Source organism: Brachyspira aalborgi, assembly GCF_008016455.1.
Lineage (GTDB): Bacteria > Spirochaetota > Brachyspiria > Brachyspirales > Brachyspiraceae > Brachyspira > Brachyspira aalborgi.
In genome coordinates, this window is record NZ_SAXU01000001.1 from 1,825,680 (window position 1) to 1,847,807 (window position 22,128).

General features: G+C 25.5%; 19 protein-coding genes and 1 CRISPR repeat array. Of the genes, 6 read left to right on the top strand and 13 right to left on the bottom strand.

Going from position 1 to position 22,128, the window contains the following annotated elements; genetic code table 11:
• The first annotated feature begins 131 nt into the window (after positions 1-131).
• Positions 132-765: a CRISPR direct-repeat array (repeat unit 31 nt; unit sequence ATAATAAATCTAACCATATTGGAATGTAAAT).
• 283 nt (positions 766-1,048) lie between these two features.
• The 3 genes from EPJ79_RS08235 to EPJ79_RS08245 all read right to left on the bottom strand — a co-directional run bounded on the left by EPJ79_RS08235 (position 1,049) and on the right by EPJ79_RS08245 (position 3,107).
• Positions 1,049-1,594 carry a hypothetical protein gene (locus tag EPJ79_RS08235; protein ID WP_147739124.1) on the bottom strand — a complete coding sequence of 182 codons (546 nt, stop codon included), beginning with the start codon at positions 1,592-1,594 and terminating at the stop codon, positions 1,049-1,051.
• Positions 1,595-1,800: 206 nt separating this feature from the next.
• Positions 1,801-2,115: a cell division protein ZapA gene (locus EPJ79_RS08240; protein WP_147561724.1), complete on the bottom strand. Its 315-nt coding sequence runs from the start codon at positions 2,113-2,115 to the stop codon at positions 1,801-1,803.
• 20 nt (positions 2,116-2,135) lie between these two features.
• On the bottom strand, positions 2,136-3,107 hold the full coding sequence (locus EPJ79_RS08245) for a coiled-coil domain-containing protein (protein WP_147739125.1): 972 nt from the start codon (positions 3,105-3,107) through the stop codon (positions 2,136-2,138).
• Between the two features lie 118 nt (positions 3,108-3,225).
• Between EPJ79_RS08245 and EPJ79_RS08250 the strand changes: the two genes are divergently transcribed.
• The 3 genes from EPJ79_RS08250 (at position 3,226) to EPJ79_RS08260 (ending at position 5,947) form a co-directional block, all read left to right on the top strand.
• The gene (locus EPJ79_RS08250; protein WP_208745261.1) at positions 3,226-4,341 is read left to right on the top strand and encodes a hypothetical protein; all 1,116 of its coding nucleotides are present in this window, start codon (positions 3,226-3,228) and stop codon (positions 4,339-4,341) included.
• 35 nt (positions 4,342-4,376) lie between these two features.
• Positions 4,377-5,027: a tRNA (guanosine(46)-N7)-methyltransferase TrmB gene (gene trmB, locus EPJ79_RS08255; protein WP_147739126.1), complete on the top strand. Its 651-nt coding sequence runs from the start codon at positions 4,377-4,379 to the stop codon at positions 5,025-5,027.
• Positions 5,028-5,293: 266 nt separating this feature from the next.
• The gene (locus EPJ79_RS08260) at positions 5,294-5,947 is read left to right on the top strand and encodes a DNA-formamidopyrimidine glycosylase family protein (RefSeq protein ID WP_021958267.1); all 654 of its coding nucleotides are present in this window, start codon (positions 5,294-5,296) and stop codon (positions 5,945-5,947) included.
• A 151-nt stretch (positions 5,948-6,098) separates the two neighbouring features.
• Here the strand turns inward: EPJ79_RS08260 and EPJ79_RS08265 are convergent, their stop codons facing one another.
• Together EPJ79_RS08265 and EPJ79_RS08270 are read right to left on the bottom strand one after the other, a co-directional pair.
• Positions 6,099-9,089, bottom strand: coding sequence for a DEAD/DEAH box helicase (locus EPJ79_RS08265; RefSeq protein WP_147739127.1), 2,991 nt, complete (start codon positions 9,087-9,089; stop codon positions 6,099-6,101).
• Between the two features lie 272 nt (positions 9,090-9,361).
• Complete coding sequence (locus EPJ79_RS08270) at positions 9,362-9,622, bottom strand: hypothetical protein (RefSeq protein WP_147739128.1); 261 nt, start codon at positions 9,620-9,622, stop codon at positions 9,362-9,364.
• A 658-nt stretch (positions 9,623-10,280) separates the two neighbouring features.
• Here EPJ79_RS08270 and EPJ79_RS08275 point away from each other — a divergent pair.
• Positions 10,281-11,561 (top strand): bifunctional folylpolyglutamate synthase/dihydrofolate synthase, encoded by a 1,281-nt coding sequence (locus EPJ79_RS08275; RefSeq protein WP_147739129.1) that lies wholly within the window; start codon positions 10,281-10,283, stop codon positions 11,559-11,561.
• On the opposite strand, the gene EPJ79_RS08280 is transcribed toward EPJ79_RS08275, so the two are convergent.
• The 5 genes from EPJ79_RS08280 to EPJ79_RS08300 are packed head-to-tail and all read right to left on the bottom strand — an operon-like array spanning position 11,558 to position 15,041.
• Entirely contained in the window at positions 11,558-12,787 is a 1,230-nt protein-coding gene (locus EPJ79_RS08280; protein WP_147739622.1) for a 3-deoxy-D-manno-octulosonic acid transferase, read from the bottom strand. The two genes, EPJ79_RS08275 and EPJ79_RS08280, sit on opposite strands and share 4 nt — an antisense overlap.
• A gap of 57 nt (positions 12,788-12,844) precedes the next feature.
• Entirely contained in the window at positions 12,845-13,273 is a 429-nt protein-coding gene (locus EPJ79_RS08285) for a class I SAM-dependent methyltransferase (protein WP_147529503.1), read from the bottom strand.
• Complete coding sequence (locus EPJ79_RS11925; protein ID WP_147529504.1) at positions 13,243-13,557, bottom strand: methyltransferase domain-containing protein; 315 nt, start codon at positions 13,555-13,557, stop codon at positions 13,243-13,245. Before EPJ79_RS11925 ends, EPJ79_RS08285 begins: the two co-directional genes overlap by 31 nt.
• Positions 13,558-13,581: 24 nt before the next feature.
• Positions 13,582-13,872, bottom strand: coding sequence for a hypothetical protein (locus EPJ79_RS08295; RefSeq protein ID WP_147739130.1), 291 nt, complete (start codon positions 13,870-13,872; stop codon positions 13,582-13,584).
• Between the two features lie 50 nt (positions 13,873-13,922).
• Complete coding sequence (locus EPJ79_RS08300; RefSeq protein ID WP_147739131.1) at positions 13,923-15,041, bottom strand: ankyrin repeat domain-containing protein; 1,119 nt, start codon at positions 15,039-15,041, stop codon at positions 13,923-13,925.
• Positions 15,042-15,178: 137 nt separating this feature from the next.
• Here EPJ79_RS08300 and EPJ79_RS08305 point away from each other — a divergent pair, with 137 nt between their 5' ends.
• Positions 15,179-16,402: a tetratricopeptide repeat protein gene (locus EPJ79_RS08305; protein WP_147739132.1), complete on the top strand. Its 1,224-nt coding sequence runs from the start codon at positions 15,179-15,181 to the stop codon at positions 16,400-16,402.
• 86 nt (positions 16,403-16,488) lie between these two features.
• Positions 16,489-17,709, top strand: a complete 1,221-nt coding sequence (locus EPJ79_RS08310; RefSeq protein ID WP_147739133.1) for a M23 family metallopeptidase — start codon at positions 16,489-16,491, stop codon at positions 17,707-17,709.
• A gap of 25 nt (positions 17,710-17,734) precedes the next feature.
• Here EPJ79_RS08310 and EPJ79_RS08315 read toward each other — a convergent pair whose 3' ends face one another.
• From EPJ79_RS08315 to EPJ79_RS08325, 3 genes are read right to left on the bottom strand one after another with little or no spacing between them, the layout of a single operon-like run.
• The gene (locus tag EPJ79_RS08315) at positions 17,735-18,214 is read right to left on the bottom strand and encodes a CvpA family protein (protein WP_147739134.1); all 480 of its coding nucleotides are present in this window, start codon (positions 18,212-18,214) and stop codon (positions 17,735-17,737) included.
• Positions 18,214-20,166 (bottom strand): methyl-accepting chemotaxis protein, encoded by a 1,953-nt coding sequence (locus tag EPJ79_RS08320; protein ID WP_147739135.1) that lies wholly within the window; start codon positions 20,164-20,166, stop codon positions 18,214-18,216. Before EPJ79_RS08320 ends, EPJ79_RS08315 begins: the two co-directional genes overlap by 1 nt.
• Before the next feature lie 9 nt (positions 20,167-20,175).
• Positions 20,176-22,110, bottom strand: coding sequence for a methyl-accepting chemotaxis protein (locus EPJ79_RS08325; RefSeq protein WP_147739136.1), 1,935 nt, complete (start codon positions 22,108-22,110; stop codon positions 20,176-20,178).
• Positions 22,111-22,128: the final 18 nt, after the last annotated feature.

Consider the following 22,128-nt stretch of genomic DNA (forward strand, 5'->3'; position numbering starts at 1 on the left):
TACGGATTATCGACAGACGATTTTTAAAATTAATGTCGTATTTTGTATTGTTATATTATTTTATATCAATACTTGTATCAAATTAATATGTAGAAAATATTAGTTTTGCATATTTCAGAGAGAAAAAACGGATAATAAATCTAACCATATTGGAATGTAAATGCTTTTTGGTGGTCGGCTACGCTTCTTTGAATCGCGATAATAAATCTAACCATATTGGAATGTAAATACATTATAAGCAGTAGAAACAGTGATATTTTGGTCAAATAATAAATCTAACCATATTGGAATGTAAATCTTCAATTAATTTGTGTTTATCTAAATCAATATAAGATAATAAATCTAACCATATTGGAATGTAAATATCAATGATAGATACCAAATGACTTTACGAAAAAAAATAATAAATCTAACCATATTGGAATGTAAATATATATATAATATGTCAAGTGTATTATATATATCGATAATAAATCTAACCATATTGGAATGTAAATCTGATATATCTTGAAATTTTACGCCCGTTGCTGCAGATAATAAATCTAACCATATTGGAATGTAAATTCTCAAAAGAGTATAATTTTTCATTACTCCCGCTCCATAATAAATCTAACCATATTGGAATGTAAATATACATTTTTGACTGACGAACCTATACCGCAAATATATAATAAATCTAACCATATTGGAATGTAAATTAAATCTTTCCAAAATCGTCCTTTATTATTTCCAAGATAATAAATCTAACCATATTGGAATGTAAATGCCCTATTATTCGTCTTTCCAAATTGACAATTCTATTTTAGTTATTAATCGTAGTTTGGTAAAGATAAACAAAAAAATAAAAAATTTCTCATTATTCCCCTTGACTTTTGCCGATTAATTTATTATATTAAGTATAGGTTGGATTTTCGCAAGAGACTCAACGCTATAACGAGTAATTGTTATAGGACTGGCTGCTTAAATCCAATCTTTCATTTTTTGCAATTTTTACAATCATAATTATAAGGACATATCCACTCGCAATTACTATCTAATATCTCATTAGTCATTTTATTACCTCCAATAATTTATTTTTAATATATTTACTTTCAACTTGTCTGTAACTTAAAAATTGAATATTTCTAATAAGCGGTATTTTTATTGAAACGCTTTTGTGAGATAAACTATATTTTGTATTCACGGCTATTTGCAAATATCTATCCTCTCCGACTTTATAGAGATATAAAAGATTTTTATTATTCTTTTGAAAATAAACATCTCCATAAAGCAAACATTTCAAAATATAATCGGCGTCCGATTTTTCTAAAGCCTCGTTTTTTAATGCATGTCTTTTCGCTTTTAATCCGTTTAATAATCTTGCTTCAAGTCCTACTGTAACGCTTTCGCCGATATCTATTCCAATTTTATTTTTTAAGTATTTTGAAATAGCCGAAGAAATAAAACCGACTGCGGTTATATTTTTAGAATTATTATCATTTTCAAAAGCTTTTTCAATAAAACTTTCAAACTGTTCTTTTTTGATTTCGTTTCGTAAGATTGTCTCGGCTATATTTTCAAAACGCTTTGGGAAATCTTTTTTTCCTTTTCGCATAAAGTCGTCAAAGAGGACTAAATCACGGCTATAATTTCCCTTACTTAATTTAATACAAATTAAAATTAAAAATAAGTTAAATAACTAGAAATTCCGACTGTTAATTTTTTACTTCTTTACATTGAAAAAAGAATTCGCTTTTTAGATTTTTTGTTATCAAAAAAAATAACATAAATACAAATAAAATAATAAAAAGTTTTCATATTTTATTTTTCTTCTATAGCGTCTATAAGTCTTATTAATTCTCTCGACCTGCTTGCTATACTTTCTTTTAATGCCGCTAAAGTGTCGCTTCCCGCTTTGCTGTTTGCAATTTCTAATTTCAAATTATCGGCTATATTCAAACAGGCTAATATCGCTATAACATCTCTCGGTTTATCTTGTCCGTAATGTTGCGCTATATCGTTCATACTTTTGTCTACAAAATCGGCAAGCTCTATTAAATATTCAATATTCTCTTCGCTCGATTTTATATTCAAAGTTCTTCCAAAAATATTAACTTCTAAACTATTGCTCATCATTTTTCCTATTTATTATTTTTTTATCTCGATTCGTTATCAAAGAAAAATTCTTCTTCCTCATCGTCTCCAAACATATAATTATCTTCTTCGTTTTCTTCAAATAAATAATCGTCTTCATTTTCATCGTTATTATTTATATCGTCCATTTCTTCGTCTATATTTTCTTTATCTTCTTCAAATTTATATTCTTTATGTTCGTCTTCAATTTTTATATCGTTATCCCAACTCGAATCGGAAGCGCTTGAAAAAGGGTCTTCGTCCTCTGAAACTTTTACGGATGCAATATTTGAATTTTTTTCATAACTATAATTAGATATTTCATTATCGCTATTTTCTTTATTATCAAATATATTATCTTCAATAAAATCTTCTTCTTTTTCTTCATTTTCTACTTTGTAATTTTCTACATTATCATTATTATCGCTTTCTTTATTATCTAAAGTATTTTCAAAATCATTTTTATTTTCAATTTCTTCTTTATGATAATTAAATGTTTGATTATTATTTTTATTTTGAATCGACTCTTGATTAAATTCCTGATTATATTTCATTGCGCTGTCGATATCGCTTATTAATTGAGAGAGTTTGCTTTTTAATTTCGTATTTTCTCTTTTTAAGTTTTCATTTTCCGAATTAAGCAAATTGATTTTATTTTTAAGATTATCGTTTTCTTCTATTAAACTTATAGAATCTTTTTCGGTTTTTTCCGCGTTTATTTTGAAATTATCTTTTTCTATTCTTGCAGCTTCAAGTTGTTTAAATAAATTATCTCTCTCTTCTTTAAGGTTATTAAGATTATCTATAATATTTCTTTTATCGGTTTCGAGTATAGTTTTTTCTTCTTTAAAAGAATTAATTTTAGTTTCAAGTTCTAATTTCACTTTATTTAAAAAACTTATATTTTCGGTTAATGCTCTATGTTCCGCCAAAATAGATTCGTATCTGTTTAATAAATCTTTTACCTTTCTCTCTAAAATACTAAATTCTTCCACTTTTCAACTCCAAAATAGCATTCGTATAAATTGTATCATATATAATAGAATTGTCAATTTTAAATTATATGATAGAATAAAATAATATTTAAATAATATAACTATAAAATTAAATAAAATGAAAATATTAATTAAAATAATATTATTAACTTTGTTTTTAAGTCATATAAAAATTTATGCGCAATCTCCTTATACGGAAAAAGACCAAAAATTTTTTAAATCGATGACAACTCTTTTTTCTTTAGTTGAAATTGAAAGACCTACGGAAAGTTTTATCGATTATGATTATATTCATGAAAGTTATAAACGAAATAATCCAAGAAAAGATTCTTTTTCTTCAAGAGCTTTATACGAATTATCAACTATAGAGTTTCACATGAATACTTTGATAGGAGCTAATTTAGAAAAAAAACGATTTAGTATGCCCGATATGTATCTTTCGCTTGGCAAAAGTTTTCATTACGATTGGATTTTTTCCGCCACGCCTTTTGCGACTTTATCTGGAAAATTTGATATATTAGATAAAAATAAAGCTACAGGAAAAATAGAACTTTACGATGCAGGAATAGAAACGATAACATTTACAAGAATATTATTATCTTTTAGAGTAAAAGCCGCAAACGATATTAACGGTTCGACTTTTATGCTTATTCCTTCGGTTGTCGATTCTGCAACTGAAAATTTTGAAGATATTCCGCATTGGTATTTGCCTAGAGTAAATAATGAAATGGGATTAAGAGCGGGTTTTATAGGACATTATTTTGAACTTTCTTATTCTCAAGGTTTTTCTGAAAAATATTCGCCTTTGGCTATTTTATTTAAAATAAATGGAGATTTTTTTAAAACTCATTTTCTTTATCAATACGATAAAAATAATCTCTCTCCGCATAATTACGGTTATGATAATACTCGTCATATAATTCAATTATCCGCTATGGGAAAATTGCCTTTACTAGATAAAATGATTTGGATTAATATGTTGGGTGAATATACTTGGAGACAAAATGACGCTCATTATTTAAGATTTGAATTGGGTTTGGAATGGAAAATGCTTAATTTTGCGATTCGTCCTTTATTTTATATAAAAGATAATAATACAAAAGAAATTTATAAAGAAAAAAGAGATTCATTCTGTTTTGAATATTCGTTTTATTTAAAATTTTCGCCCGTTTATTTCGGTTTTCAAGGTTCTACGGACGGCAGATATTATATAGGATTGAAAGCTTTATTTTAAAAAATTTATTATAAAAATTATTTAGGAGAATTATTATAAGAAGTTTAAATCTTAATCAAAATATTTTAGAAGAATATATACTTGACGACTTTAATATAACAGACAATAATATTATAATAAACGAACTTGAAAAAAGATTATTCGGTTATAAAAATATTGATTTGGAAATTGGAAGCGGAAACGGAAAATTTATCGTAGAACTTGCGATTAATAATAAAGACAAATATTTTTTAGGAATAGAATATTCTTTTAAGGCGGCTAAAAAAACGGTAGAGAAAGCTTATAAAAGAAATATAAAAAATCTTACTATAATATTCGGCGAGGCAAATTCTGTTATAGAAAAATATTTTAATAACAAATATAGTTTCGAGAATATTTATTTAAATTTTCCCGACCCTTGGCCCAAAAAAAGACATTCGCATAGAAGAATATTTAATAAAGAATTTTTAAATAAAATTTATTCTATACTTAAAGATAACGGAATATTTTATTCTGCAACAGACGATGACAATTACGCTTTAAAAATAATGAATCCAATATATAAAGAATCCGAAATATTTAAAAACATTTTGGAAAAAGAATACGAGGAAAAAATTGAAAATTACGGAATAACTTTATACGAGGAGAAAATGCGAGCTATGGGACATAATATTTATTTTTTTGCTCATAAGAAAAATAATATATAAAACGGATTATTTTTTATGTTTGCCAATATATTTAAATATACGATTATTACATTGCTGTTAATAATATTTATATTTTTTACTTTATTTGTTTTTATGTTTATGGGAATATTGCCTTTAACTATAGCCATATTTATAGAAAAAATATATACAATTTTGCATTTATTATTTTAATTAATTTTTTATCAAATATTAAATTTTATGATTTGATTTTTTTATTTTAAATGATACAATATATAAAGTAAACATAATATAGGATAATAAATAAAATGAAAGAGTTACCAGATTTAATTAAATTAATCAATTCAATAAAAGGCGAAGTCTGTTATTCTTATATTAATAAAATAGTCGCCGTTGATAAAAGTTATAAAGAGATGGAAAATATTAAAGGACAAAAAATAATCGACATATTGAGGCATGGCGGATATATACAATTTCAATTTTCTCAAGATGCAATGCTTATTGATTTAGGTTCTGAAGGTTCTTTTGTTCTAACGGAAAATGTAAATTATAAAAATAGCATAATAAAATTGGAAACCGATATAGGAAATTTATTTATTGTTGATGATGGAGAAAATAAAAACGATTTTACAAAAATTATTCCTATATGGAAAGATTTTACAACGATGCCTCAAGTCGGATACGACCCGTTAACAAAACAGTTTAATTATAATTTATTCTGTCAATTACTTTCTGAAAATCAAACTACTGTGGAGAAATTAATAACAAATCCTCTTATAATAAGCGGAATTGGAGAAAATTACGGCGCTATGATATTAAAAAAATCTTCGATTAATAAAAAAACCAAAACTTCCGAAATAAATAAAGCTAAAGCGAGAGTAATATTTGACGCTATAAAGCAAGTTTTAAGAGAAGCTTCGGGAAATACCGAAGAGGAAGAAAGCGATGGTTTGGATGATTAAAAATTCTTAATTGCAAGTCAATGCATATTTTAAAAAGTTAATTTTAAAAATTTTATTTCATTAATAATTGAATTTTATTAAAAATCTATTGCTCGCCAAAGGCGGACTTTAGTCTCGTCTATAAATAACCTATCAATGAAAAAAAATAATTTTAATCGATAAGATTTTTTACTTCATCCCAACTTAATTTATTTATATCGTTCACACAATCGCCTACAACATTATCTATAAGTTTTTTCTTTTTATTTTGAAGTTCTAATATTTTCTCTTCTATAGTTCCTCTTGTAATTAATTTATAATTTGTAACCGCTCGTTTTTGTCCGATTCTGTAGGCTCTATCTGTCGCTTGATTTTCAACTGCGGGATTCCACCATAAATCGTAATGAATAACCGTGTCCGCTTGAGTCAATGTCAAACCTGTTCCAGCAGCTTTTAAGCTTAATAAAAATATCGGCGCTTCTCCGTTATTGAATTTTTGAATCAAAGGCATTCTATCTTTAGTTTTTCCGTCCAAATATAAATAATCAATATTCAATTTTTTCAAAGCATCTCTCATTATATTAAGCATTTTTGTAAAAGAACTAAAAACCAAAATACTATGTCCGCCTGCAATTGCTTCTCTTATCATTTCAATAAATAAATTAAATTTTCCGCTTGAGCGAATATCCTTTCTCAAATCCGAATGCAATAATCTTGGATGACAACAAACCTGTCTTAATCTCGTTAATGCAGAAAATATTTCTATATGCGATTGAGCGAATCCTTTTCTTTTAACCGTTTCAAATATTTCAATTCTTGCAGCTTCAAGTATCGACATATAAAGTTCTTTTTGTTCTTTAGTCAAATCGCAATAATTTATAACCGTATGTTTTGGAGGCAAATCTTTTAATACATCTTTTTTTAATCTTCTTAATATAAAAGGAGCGATTCTGTTTTTTAGATTTTCTAACGCTTCCTTTGAATCTTCGTTTGCAGAAATTATTGGCGCTTCATAATCTTCCAAAAAATCTTTATGCTTTCCTAAAAATCCAGGCATTAAAAAATCGAACATTGACCACATTTCGCTTATAGAATTTTCTATAGGCGTTCCGCTTAAAGCGAGTCGTTTTTGAGATTTTAAACTCTTTACAGTTTTAGCGTTTTGAGTATTTGCATTTTTTATATGCTGCGCTTCGTCAAGCACTACATAATTAAATTCTTTTTCGCTTAAAAATTTTATATCTCTTCTTAAAGTAGAATAAGAAACTATAGCTATATCGTAATTATTCACGGCTTTTATTCTCTTCATTCTCGATTTTAAATTTCCCGTCAAAGTTATAACTTCAAGCGAAGGAGCGAATTTTTTTATTTCGTAATACCAATTTGCAACGCAGGAAGTCGGCGCTACTATTAAAGAAGTTAATTTTGAGCCGTTTTCTTTTTCTTTTAAAATTGACGCTATTGTTTGAAAACTTTTTCCAAGTCCCATATCGTCAGCAAGAATTCCGTTTAAAGACATATCGGCAAGTTTTCTAAGCCATTTATAACCGATTAATTGATAATTTCTAAACTCTCCTTTTATATTTTTCGGCGGATTTTCGTCATAATCGACTTTTTTTATATCGTCTATAGTTTTTGCGGCGCTATCGTCTAAATTTAATTCTATTCCGCTGTGTTTTTCAAGCATATCGGCAAAATATGGAGCGCTGAACATTGGAATCAAATAGCGGTTATTTTCTTTTTCTTTTATCTCTTCAATCGGATTTTCTTTAAACATTTTAGCCAAATAATCTATAATCTCCAAATCAATCGGAACAAAAGAACCGTTTTGAAGTCTTATATATTCTTTGTTTTCAGTTTTAACCGCTCTTATTATATCCGACAAATCGTAAATTTCTTTAACTCCTTCAAAAGAAAAATTAATTTCAAAAAAATTTATATCTTTCGTCAAAGAGGCTTTCATTTTTAAAGGCTTAACATTTAGTTTTAACGATTTAAAAGATTCGCTATAAAAAAATGTCCATCCTTTATCTTGAAGCATTGGAAGAACTTTATAACATAAATAAAATATTTTTTCATCGTCCGAAGTAGAAAAAGTATAATCTCCCGCTCTATTCAAATATTTTGAAAGAGTTTCGCAAAAATAATTTTCTTTTTCAATATCTCTGTAAATTTCTTCATTATCAAACATATAACCGCTTGTGAATTTATTCGTGTAAGGGTCGAGAATAAAAGAACCGTATTTAAATTTAATAGTAGAAAAAACATTCGCTCCGTCATAATCCAAATAAACTAAAGCCTGAACGGGAAATGCAAGAATTTCGTTTTCGGATATATCTTCGGGAAGTTGCACAGAAAAATCTTTTTTTAGATTAGGCAAAACTCTTGAGCAGAAATCTTTTATATAATCTTTATTTATTATAATCGAATTTTTAAATATATTTTTTTTTATTTTCGCATAAGACGGTTTCGTTTCGTAAAAAATATCTTTATAAAGTATAAAATTGCAATTCTCTCCGAAAGTATAAATTTTATTCAAATCGAAATCTTTTATATTTATATTCAAAATCAAATCTTTCTCTTCGTTATAAAAAATATTTAGAGAGAGATTCAAAATTTCATCTGCAAATATAATAGCCTTGCTTTCGAGTCTTATATTTGAAATATTTTTTAATAAACTTAAACATTTATTAGCGTCATAATCTTTAAACCATAATTTTCCGTTTTCTTCTTTTTGCAAACCTTCGCTATAAATATTATTTAAAAATCTTATTAATCTTGCCTCTTCTCTGCTAAAATCTTCAAGTTCTATTTTATATTCTTTATCTTCTATATTTTGCTTTTCTCCGACAATGCATGAAAATAAAAAATTTTCAAGTTCGTTTATTCTCAATTCTTTTTTGCATTCGTTATCGATTAATTTTAATGAAAGTCCAAGAATTTTTTCGTTGCCTTCGCCTCTAACCGAAAGCAAAATTGAAAGCCCGAAATATTCTCTATAAAGATTATCTCGGTAATTTTCCATTAACGGCGCTCTCGTATAATAAAGCCAATTTTGACGCTCGTTTAGATTTTTATTTTCATTAAATTTATCGTTATAATTTTTATTATTAAATTTTTTTTTCTCAAAATTTATTGAATCATTATTCGACTCTTTCAACATTTTTTATCCGCTTTGTAGTTCGATTATTTTTTATAAATTATTAATGTGTTATGTTAATTTTAATTATTAAAAAAGTCAATATAATATATTCTTTTTGATAACAAAAAATAACAGCAAAAAAATGGTTTATGCAATTAAGTATAAACCGCGTCAAAACAGATAAAAATAAATTATTACCTTCATTCATTAAAAAAATAAAAACCCCCATGCTCTTTTTGAACATAGAGGTTGTTGTCTTAAATCTTTAGTTTATATGATAATATATTTACTGCTTATTTTATTAACTTATTAACTTCTGTTTTTAAGGCAATAACTGCTGTTTTTAAGTTTCCAGCTTTTGTTTTTACTTCAGTTGCATCTACTTTTGTTGCTGCTGCTGCCGCTACTACTGCTTGAGCTGCTAATTCCAGTCTACTTGGCGCTGGGTTGGTAGGTTTACTTCCGCCTTCGTCCTTGCTACAGCTAACTGCCAATAATGATAAAGCCATTACCATTATTAATAAAGATTTAAGAATGTTTTTTGTGTGTTTCATTTTGCACACTCCTTTTGAATAAAATTTTTTTATAACTAAACAAGGATTTTTAATTTTCCTTGATAAGCTATCGAAATTGATTAAAGTTAAAAATATTTTAACTAAATGTAAAAAATATTTTTGAAATAGAAATTTAAAATAATTATTTAAGATATAATTATGGCTTTGCTTTGCCTTGCTTTGCTTAACAAAATTACAGTATTGTTATTTGTCGTAATTTTCATATCAAACTTTCCTCACCAATTTCTTGGCAAATATTTTTACAATTAAATTATACAATATCTAAAAAATTAGTCAATAGTTTATTTTAAATTTTTTTTTCAATATTGATTAATTTAATTTAACAATATTTTACAATATTTAAAAATTTTTGTCAACAAAATAATTTAAATATTTATTAATTATTATACAATCTTTTTAAAAATATTTCAAGCGTTTATTTAAAAAAATTATCCATAATTTATTACTTATTAACTTAAAACTTTACCATGCATACATTATGCAAGCTTTTGCAAATGGCAAACCATTATTTTATTATTATAAACGACTATTATAAAATAAATTATTTCAATTTTTTAAAAATATTATATGCTTTAATCTAAAAAATAAAGGAAAATGAAAAATCTTATTTACTAATTAAAATAAATTTGGAATAAAAATGAACAATATAAACGAAGCTTTAAATTATATTTACTCTTTTATGGGTAAAAAAAATTTGCATAAAAATAGTTTCAATCATATTAATAATGTTAAAGAAATTTTAAATATTTTAGGATATAAACAAACTTTTAAGATTATTCATATAACGGGAACTAAAGGCAAAGGTTCTGCTACTTTAGTTTTATCGAATATGCTAAAGTTTGCAGGATATAAAACCGCTTCTTTCGTCTCTCCTCATATAATAAATGTCAGAGAGAGAATAGCTATAAATAATCAATGGATAAGCGAAGAGGACTTTATAAATATAACTAAAAAAATAAAAAATATTTTAGAAGAAAACAAAATATATAATATAACCGTTTTTGAAATATTTACTATAATCGGACTATATTATTTTTATATTCAAAATGTAGATTATGCATGCATTGAAGTTGGAATTGGCGGAAAATTAGATTGCACAAATATTGTAGATTCTTCTATAAGCGTAATAACTTCAATATCTTACGACCATATGGAAATATTAGGAAATACTATAGAAGAGATAACGGTGCAGAAAGCGGGAATAATAAAAGAAAATTCTTTAGTCGTTTCGGCGGCGCAAGAGAAAGAATCTATAAATATAATAAAAAAAATTTCAAAAGAAAAAAAATCAAAATTATATGTTTTCAAAAAAGATTTTGATGTCGATATAATTTCAAATACAAATAAAATTTTAGAATTTATTTATATTGAAAATGAAAAAAAATATAAATTTGAAACTACTCTTTTAGGAGAGCATCAATCGGAAAATATTTCTTTAGCTTTTAAAACTTTTACTCTGCTTATAAATAATGAAAAATTATATTATAAAGCCGTTGACTCTATAAAAAATTTTAGTATAAATGCAAGACTTACTTTCGTTCAAAGAAATCCCGATATAATAATTGACGGAGCGCATAATTCAAAATCTCTTTTTAGAATATTAAAAACGATTTATAAATGGTATGATTATCTTATAATACTTTTTGCGCCTTTAAGCGAAAAAGATATAAAAGGAATGTGCGAAATTTTACAAAATAGCGACTCTTTTATTATAGTAAGTTCGCCAAATACAAATTATAAAGAAAATGACAGTTATAAAACTTATCAATACTTGAAAGAAAGAGATAATATAATTCATATAGAAAATTTTAACGAAGCCGTGAAATATATGCAAAAATTATCGAAAGAAAAAAATATTCCCGCTTTAGTTATAGGCTCTTTATATAGCGCAAGCGATTATATTAACTTAAATATTTAATTTTGTATTCCTTGAAATTTATTTATAATATCCATAGTCCTTTTTGAAGCGCCGTTATTTTGTATAAGCAAATTATAAGCTTTTTCGGAAATTGCATCTCTAATATTTTTATTTTCGTAAGCGTATTTTATTACTTCTGCAAGTTTATTTTTGTCTTCGCAATTAAAAACGCATTCTCTCATGTATTCGTAGATTTCAATAAAATTATACATATATCTTCCGACAATAACGGGTTTCTTAAAATAAATCGCTTCCAAAATATTATGTCCGCCTACATTTCCAATAAAAGTTCCGCCCATTATAACTAAATCTGAGAGTTTATACCAATTTAAAAGCTCGCCAATCGTATTTATTATAATTCCGTCTTCTGAGTTTGTTTCGTATTCCATATAAAGAGGCAAATTATAGTCTAATTTTGCGGCAATTTCTTTTATTTCGTTTCCTCTGTTAATATCTCTCGGAACGATTACTATAAAAATATTTTCTTTTATTCCTAAAGAATTTATAGCCTTTAATATAATCTCTTCTTCATTGCTATGTGTACTTCCAACGGTTATTACGAATTTGTTTGCAGGAATTCTACTTTCCAAATCGTCTATTTTCTCTTCATTAACCGAATAATTAATATCGTATTTCAAATTTCCCGTTACGGTTATTAAACTTTCGGGCATTCCAATTTTAATCATATTTTTTTTATCAATTTGACTTTGAGCTAGAATTTTTCTATACATATTAAAATAAGGCTTAAAGAAAAATTGAAAATTCTTATAACCTTTTATTTCTTTTTTTCCGATTCTTCCGTTAATCATATAAAGCGGAATAAGTTTTTTATGAAGGCAATAAATCATTGATGGCCAAATTTCTATTTCCGTTATCATTACATATTCGGGCGAAATTAATTTAATAAGTTTATTTATCATATTAGGATAATCTAAAGTTAAATAAAATAATTCCACTTTATCTCCGTAATTTTTTTTAGCAATATCGAAACCTCCGACTGTGGTTGTAGAAAGATAAACTGAATAACCTTTTTCAGCCAAAGTAAAAACTATCTCTTTAACCGCTACAATCTCGCCAACGCTTACGGCATGAATCCAAATTGCATTTTTATTATTTTCTTTCGGATATATAAAACCCAATCTCGATAAAGCGCCTTTTCTTATAGGTTTATTGAAAAGCGCCATTATTGAAAATACAATAAATATTAACGGATAAAATAAATACATTAAAATAACATAAATCGCATATATAAAAATCACTTAACTTTCCTAATATAAATAATTTTAAGAAGTTTTCTGACATACTAAAATAAAACATTCTGCCAACTCCTTATTTTCATTTGTAGTTTTTACTATTCCTCGCTTCTGCCTATGATTAAACGGGGTTATACTTCCGCTATTTTGATTATAACATTCAAGGATTTTACAATAATCGCTTAAAAGAGAAGTTATTTCCTCGTAAGTATAATCTCTTACATGATATTTAGTTTTTCCAAATAAATGTTTACTCCAAGCGTTCGGCGTAGAAACTATATAAAGTCCTCCGTCTTTCAATACTCTTAAAACTTCTTTTACTTGTCCTTTGTCGTCCTCAATATGTTCTATAGTTTCAAACGAAGTAACGACATTAAAAGTATTATCTTCAAAAGGCAAATTTAATATGCTGCCTTTTAAATATGAAATTACCCCCCCCCGTATATGAAATTTGCATATTCTACAGCCATCTCGTCTATCTCAACGCCGATTATATCTATAGCGGGATTATTTTTTCTCATATTAAAAGCTCCGTATCCCGTTCCGCTTGCAACATCCAAAACTTTATTTCCGTCTTTTATATATTTTGAAGCAAATTCGTATCTATCCAAATGAAAATCGCATCTGTCGGGTTTGAATAATTCTTTTCTGTTTGCATCCATTCTTTCGCCAGCGTTCTTTTTAAGCCATTTAATATATTTATCTTTATTTTCTTTTTTATTAAAAAAATCTAAAATTCCCATTTTTTCTCCTTGCTTAATTAAAGATTAAATTATATAGATTATAGTAAATATCGTTATAATAATATATATGAAAAAAGAAATCGCTCCTTTCAAAACGGCATGTTGTTTTCTAGTTCCCCATTCGCATTTTGAAGCGACAATAATAAAAGCGGTAAAAATTCCAATTTCTACTAAATTAAGAATTAATAAAATTGAGTAAAATCCGTTTTTAATTTTGTTATGCATTAATATAATATTTCCCGCTATTGGAAAAAGCATAAATATTGAAAGATTAATTATTTTATGTATGGCGATATATTTATTTAATTTATTCATAAGAATTATTATATTATAAAAGCAAGTTATGTCAATTAATTGATTTAAATTTATTTTTTATTCAAACTAACTTTTGTAATTAAATCGACTATATCTAAATTGCCGTTTTCCATAGCAAACATTAAAGCGTTTTTTGAAGATTTATCTAAAATATTTATATCCGCTCCAGCGTTTATTAAATATTCTACGGAATTATAATCTCCGTTTTCAGCCGCATACATTAAAGCGGTTTTGCCTTCATTATCGGAAGAGTTTATATCCGCTCTTGCATTTATAAGAGTTAAAACCGATTCGCTTTTTGAAGATATTGCAGCCCAAATTAAAGCGGTTTTTCCGTCTTTCATTTTATAATTAATATTTGCCTTTCCTATTAAAAGCGAAGATATTATATCGGTTGAGCCTAAAGTAGAAGCCAAAGCGAGAGGAGTTATATTATTATAAGAATTATAAGAAGCGGAAATATTTCCTTCAGCGCCATTTTCTAAAAGCGTTTTTGCCACTTCGTTATTGCCTTTAGCTATCGCGTAAAATAAAGCGTTCGCTCCATATTCGTTTATTCGATTAATTTCGCTTCCTTTATCTAATAATAGTTTGACGATTAAATCATGATTATTAAAAGCGGCTATCATAAGAGGCGTCATATTATAATCGACTCCGTCATTATTTCCGCTTCTATAAATTCCCGCTAATCTTAAATCGGCTTTTGCATTAATAAGAGTTTCGACTATGCTATAATAACCTTTTCCCGCAGCTTGTAAAAGCGCCGTAGTTCCTCCGTTAATTATAATATTTGGATTTGCATTTTTAGCGAGCAGATAAGAAACTATATCAATATATCCTGAATCCGCCGCATAAGTTAAAGCGGTATTGCCATGACGGCAAGTAAGATTGATATCTAAAGATTGAGATAAAAGAATAATTGCAATATTTTTATATCCTTTTGAAGCGGATATTATTAAAGCGTTATGTCCTAAACTATCGCCAAAATTTATAAAATTTGAAATTCCGCCTTGAGAGATTAAATTTCTTAATCCTTCCGCATTATCGGAATTTGCATATTCTAATAATTGTTCCAATTTTCCCGTATTAGTTTCTGACGAAATAAAATTTTGAGCGAAGGCATAAAAATTGATAATTAAAAATATTAAACTGAAAGCAAAATAACGCATAATTTTTCCTTGTTTAAAGTTTAAAATATTAACTTTATATAGTTTCGGAATTTTTGAGTATAAATTTTAAATTGATAAAATCGTTTTAATAATTTTAATAATTGAAAATTTTATTAATTCATTTAAAATAATTAAATATGATTAAATTTATTAAAAATACATTTATAATATTTTTTATATTAATAATTTTTACTTCAAAAGGTTTTTCTCAAAAAAGTATAATAATATTTAAAAACGATTATTCAAATAATTATATGAATTACGCGATTTACGATTTGATAATTAAAAATATATTTCTTTATTCTAATTTAAAAATTATGAACTCGCATTCAAATTATTCAAGCTATAATAAAATAAAATCTCAAATAAAAAAATTAACGATTAATAATAATGCAAATATTTCTATCGCTTATCAAATTCAAAATTTTAAAAACGGAATTTTGATTAATTATATTATTTTTGATAATGAAAAACCAAACGAATGGATTGAAAAAAGCGTTTATTCAAAAGAAGAAGATTTATTTATTTCTATTAATAAAATTTTAAAAGATATTTATGAGATTTCAAAAATAAAAAATAAAATAACTTATATAAAAGAAAAAGATTATATTTCGCTTTTAGGATATTATTCTCAAAAAATAATTTTAACTAATAACGAAGATAATATTTATAAATTATTTTACGATTTCCATAAAGACAATATTTATTTTAATATAGATTATTTGGAATATTTAACCGATAAATCGGATAGAACAAGCGTAGATATAATAAACGGTTTAATTAAAAATATGCAGAATTATATCAATAAAAAGAAAAATCATTATTATTTATATTCGCTCGGATGTATGCATTATGGAAAATATAAAGTTAATGTTATTTTAAGCGATATTGAAGCGTCTATAGAAAATTACAATAAAGCTTTGAAATTAAAAAATAATTATTATAAATATTATTATAGATTGGCAAACGCTTATATTTTAAAAAACGATTATGATAACGCTATTAAATATTATGAAGAAGCGATTAAACTTAACGATGATATAAATATTATAAAAGAATTTGTATCTTTATTAAAAAGAGATATAAATAAAAACGGAAACGAAGTTATAAGTTATTTGAAAAAAATAATAGAAATAAATAAAAATGACGAAGAGGCTTTGGAGGAGATTTCAAAATTATACGAAAAAATCGGAGATTATGATAACGCTTTAATTTATTATAATAAACTTTTTGAAGTTATTAATTATAATCTTTATATAATAAATAATGAAACTAAAGACGCTGACGCTTATGATAGATATATTTTTAAAAAGAATTCTATTAAGTTAAATATAGAATCTTTAAAAAAGAAAATTTTTTAATTTATTTTTATATATTAAAATTCAAGTTGACAATATTTAAAAAATATTATATATTATTTAGAATTCTATAATATTAATAATTAATTATGAGAAATATGAAGATTAAATATACAAAAATTTTAAAAAGCTATAAAAAAAATATAGCGAGGAAAAATTTTAAAAAAAATATTCTTTTACTTTTTGAATATATTAAATACAAATTAGAATTTTTTTTAGAAAATATAAATTTGCCAAATGTATTAAATTTATTTAAAAATAAAATTTTCTTGTCCGTTTCGGTAATTGCATTTATAATATTATTTAATATTTCGATATTTGCTATTAAAAATAAATCTAACAATAATTTTTATTTTAATAAAAAATTTGATAATTCCGACAAAACTTACAGAAAAATATTATCCGAAATGAATCCAGAAACTAACGATATTATAGAAAATTATTTGCCAAAAATACCTCAAATTACTTCAATAGCGAATATAGACGGCAAAGTATCTGAAATTTTTTACGATTATATATCTTCCGACAATACTTTAAATAGCGATGGAGTAATAGGCGTAAAATACGAAGAATATACGATTGGAGAAGGAGAAAATCTAACCACAATATCGCGAAAAATCGGAGTAAATTTGGACACTTTAGTAAGCGTTAATAAAATAACAAATGCAAATAAATTAAAACCAGGACAGAAAATTATAATTCCAAATAGAAACGGATTATTATATACGATTAAACAAAATGAAAATATAGAAGATGTTGCAAGTAAATACGATATTCAATTAAATAGAATTTTAGCTTTCAATAAAATTGACGAAATTTCGGATATAGAAATCGGAGACGATATATTTTTACCAGGCGCAAAATATACTTTAGACGAGAGAATAGAAAAATTCGGACAAATGTTTAGCTTGCCCGTTACCGTAACGAGAATAAGCAGTTTATTTGGTTATAGAGTTCATCCTATTACAAAAGCTAGAACGAAACATACGGGAGTCGATATTCCTGGAAGTTTGAATACGCCCGTTTATGCTGCAAGAAAAGGAAAGGTAATATTTGCAGGCTATAGCGGAGGTTATGGAAATTTAGTAATTGTTCGTCATGATAAAGGCTATACGACTTATTATGGACATCTTAATAAAATTACTACAAAAATCGGAGCTAATGTCGGAGTCGGAATTATGATAGGCAGAATGGGAAGCACGGGAAATTCTACGGGAAGCCATTTGCATTTTGAAGTTAGAAGAAACGGCGAAGCTTTAAATCCGATAGATTTTATACCGATAAGAAAATTTCTAGCGAAAAGAAAATAATAAAATAAATTTATGCATTATCATTTCAAATAAAAATTTTTTCTATATAAAAACTTATTTTAAATAAATTATTAATCGACATTAAAATTTTAGAATTATTAATTATATCTATAATCTTATTAATATTCTCATATTCTTCAGGCATTGAAAGTATTATTGAAGAAATAAAAGCGATTGTTATGCAAGCTATAAAAGTTAAAACTATAGCGCCAAGAAGTCTGTCAACCCAACCTAAAAATATGATTTTCAATAATTTTTTTATGCTGTCTTCAACTTTCGATAAAATTATACGAATTATTGAATAACTTACTATAAAAGAAATTATTTTTAATATAATAGAATGATTAAAATATTTTGATGCAAAATTATATATTAAAGGCGCGATTATAAAAGTTATGATTATTGCGATTATCGGAACGGTTATAGAAATTATGCCTTTGTATAATCCGTATAAAAAAATTAAAAATAAAATTATTATTATAAATATATCTAAAGAATTAAACATTATCTTATTTTACTGCTTTTTAATAACGCTATTATAGGAGCGAAAGTAATACTGCTTTTCATTTTATGCGTATTTATAATATTCGATAAAGCCTCTATATTCGTATGAGACATAGAAGAATAATTTCCAACTTTTTTAATCGCTCCGTTTAATCGCTCTCTATTTTCTATTACATTATTGAAATTATTAAATATTTTTATTATATCCTGATTTTGAAAATCTATTTTAGAATTTAATTGATTTTGAATATCAAGCATCGCGTTAATATTTTCTCTTATGTATGAAACTATATCATTTTGTTCTTCCACCAATTCAAATATTTTATTATTAAAATTTTCTAAAGCTTCAAAAGAATCTATATTTGAAGATTCAAAACTCATATCGTTTTCTATTATTTTTAAATAATTGTCAATCTCTTCGGTTATTTTTTGAACGGATTTTTTTATTATCTCGCAATGCTCTTCCACATAAAAAGAAGAATTTTCAACCATAACCAAACCAGAAAATATATTTATAAGAATTTTCTCTATCGACTGCGTGCCTAAAGATATTTCATTAGATAAATTTCCTATTTCTTTAGCGACAACAGAAAAACTTTTTCCATAAACTCCCGCTTTTGAAGATTGAATTCCCGCGTTTATTGAAAGTAAATTTGTTTTATTTGTAATATTTTTTATATATTCTATCGTTTCGTAAATTTCGCCCGTTATCGCGCTTATGTCTTTAAATTGGCTTGCATATTCTACAATATTGTCTATAAATTTTTTAGAAGTTTGATTAAGATTATTTTTAATATTTTTTAAATCTTCAGAAAGCTCTATAAGTTCGTTATGAGAAAAATCGGTTTCTTTAATTCTTTTTATAATTCCGTTTAATAATTTACAACTATCTTGCAATTGATTTTTATATCTTTCAAAAAAGCTAAATACGGAACTTGTAAATTTTATTCCTTCTCTAATTATTTGATTTTTATTATCTTTTGTTTCGGTAAGTTTATCTTTAGATTCTAAAATATTATTTACTTTTGAGTTCATCATATCTAAAGCGTCTTTATTTTCTTTGTCTATTTCAAATACGAAAAGCGAAGAGTCCATAAAATTTTTATCCACAGAGTTTAATTTGTCTGAGATTCCATTTATATTTTTTAAGATATTTAAGTTATTTTTTAATTTATTTATCAAAACGGTATCTTTATTTATTTCGTTTAATGCGCTTATCGTAAAACTTGAAAAAGTCGCTATAAATCTAATCATATAAGAGAGAGTTATTGCAAGCGCTGTTCTGTCAAAATCGGCGTTTAAATCTCCTCCAAAATGAATTATATCGGTAACGATTAAATATAATCCTATTAAACTAAAAATTGTAAACACTATATTAATTGCTATATTATGTCTTGCTATAATATCGAGTATTACGGGAATCAAAATAGCTGCAAATAAGAATAATATTATATACATTTTATAAAGATAAAATGAACCTTTAGGCTCAATGCTATAAAAATCGCCTATATCGTTATATATTACATAAAAAGAGGTTTCAAAATTTATAAGGCTTATTGTAATAAGAGCTATTATTAAAATTCCCGTTATAATTAAAATTGCATCGCTCAAACTATTAAGAGTTCTATTATCGCTTAAAAAACTTTTATTATTAAGAGGCATAAGCATAACCGTAAATAATAAAAGTATATTATTAAAAATATATAAATTAGAAGCTATATTCGGATAAACTCCGTATAATTCTAAAAATATAATCGCTATAGATATAATATTATATAAAGACAATAATTCCAAAGTTATAGCGACTATCGTATAAACAAAGCTTTTTGTTCTTCTTGAAAGCAAAATAAATACAACGGCAAGTATTGTCATAAACGATAAATTTATCACGGGAGTTAAAAGTTTAATGATATTAATATTATATCCTAATATAAAATTTGTAAGCAAATCCATAAAAACCCTTTATATAACTTTAGAATGTTCTTTAATTACATCGTCTAAATTATTTGAATATTCTAAAAGTTTTTCTTTTTCATCGTTAAGTTTTCCGCTAACGGATTCCAAATCTTCCGAAGTCGCTAAAAGTTTATTCATATCCTTCATTAAATTTTTTATTTCCGAATTTTGTTCAAAAGCCTTTTCTGAAATATCTATTATATAATCGTTAAACTCTTCAATTCTTAATCTTATATTCATAAAATCGTTTTCTTCGCTCGTTATTATATCTTTAATATCCGAAACGGAATTAAACATTTTATCCGTATTTTTTACGATAGTCATATTAAAATCGTTTTGCCTTTCCATTCCTTTATTAAACTGAATTAATTTATCATAATATGACGATATTTCTTTTATTAATTCCGTAAAATTATTATTTATATTAACGCTTGCATGATTAAATCTCTTAAAAATATCTTCTATTTGAAATAAAAGTTTTTGCATTTTCTCAGATACGCTCAAAGATTCTCCGACTAACTCGGATACTGATTTTGAAATTAAAGCAAAGTCATTTGAATAAGCTCCCGATTTTGAAGCTTGAATTCCCGAGTTTATCGCCAAAGTTTTTGCCTTATCCGACATATTCGTCATAAACGCTATAATTTTATTTATTTGAATATTTAAATGACTTATTTCTGAAGTTTTATTTAATTCTAATCCTATATTATATCTTTCTTTTTCCAATCCTCCTTGAAAAGAATCGAATTTATCAAGCATATTTACGCTCTCTGCTTGCAAATTATAAATTTGTTCTATTGATTTTTGTAAAGTTATATTTAAAGATTCAAGCATTAATTTTTGAGATTTTGAAACTTCTTTTAATTTCGGATAAGTTTCTATAAGTTCGTTAATCTTTTCAATATTTGAATACGCATCGTTTACCTGAAAGTTTTCTATAGCAATGAATTCGTTTATTGAATCTATAATTTTTACAATTTCCGATTTTAAATTGCTAACCGAAGAATAAGAATTTGAAACATCTTCTTTTAATTCGTTTACCGCTTTTTGAAAATCTTCTTTATATTCAAGCATTTTTTTTGAAGTATTTGAAGCCGTATTTATTATAACCGTATCTTGCGCTCTAATCTCTTCAAAATTATAACTTTGTTTAGTTCTTCTACGAAAAACCGAAGAAATAAATTGATTTACCGAAGAGTGAATAATTATAATATTATAAATTACATAAGCTAAAGTTATTCTCGAAAATGGAATACTTCTCAAAATTAAAAAATCTCCTCTCGATTGATATACTGAAATTCCGTTAAAGTCGTCAAAGAAAAATATCGCTATTATAGAAGCTAAAATTAAATATTGCGTATTTTTTGCAAAATTTTTAATAACGACTACTTCGTATATAAACGCGCTTATTACAATTAACATAGAACAAGAAACTACAAAATCTCTAAAAACATATAAAGGTCCTATTTTCCCTCTAATTTTTATGCTGCCTTTCATAGTTTCATTTAAAGTGTTTATCGCCTCCGTCTTTGAAATAAAAACTTCGGGATAAACTATCGATATTACTATAATTATAGCGACTAAAAATACCGTCAAACTATAAAGAAATTCCAAAGCTTTATGATATTTTTTATTTAATTCCAAATTATTTTTTACATAAATCATCCAAGGAATAACCGTTACGGATAAAATCATTTGCTCTACTCTATATAAATGAAAAGCTATTTGATTATTATAATCCGATAGAGATATTATTATATTTAAAAATTCTAAAAGCGAAAATAAAAAAGCTAAAATTCCTATCGATAAAGTTATTAATTGGCTTTCCTCAAATAATTTTAAATATATATAGGCGTAAAGTATTATGCCTACAAAACCCATAAAAGTTCCTATGGTTGGAATGCCTAATTCAAAAAATATATGAAAGAAATTTCTATCCATAAAATCTATCCATAAAAA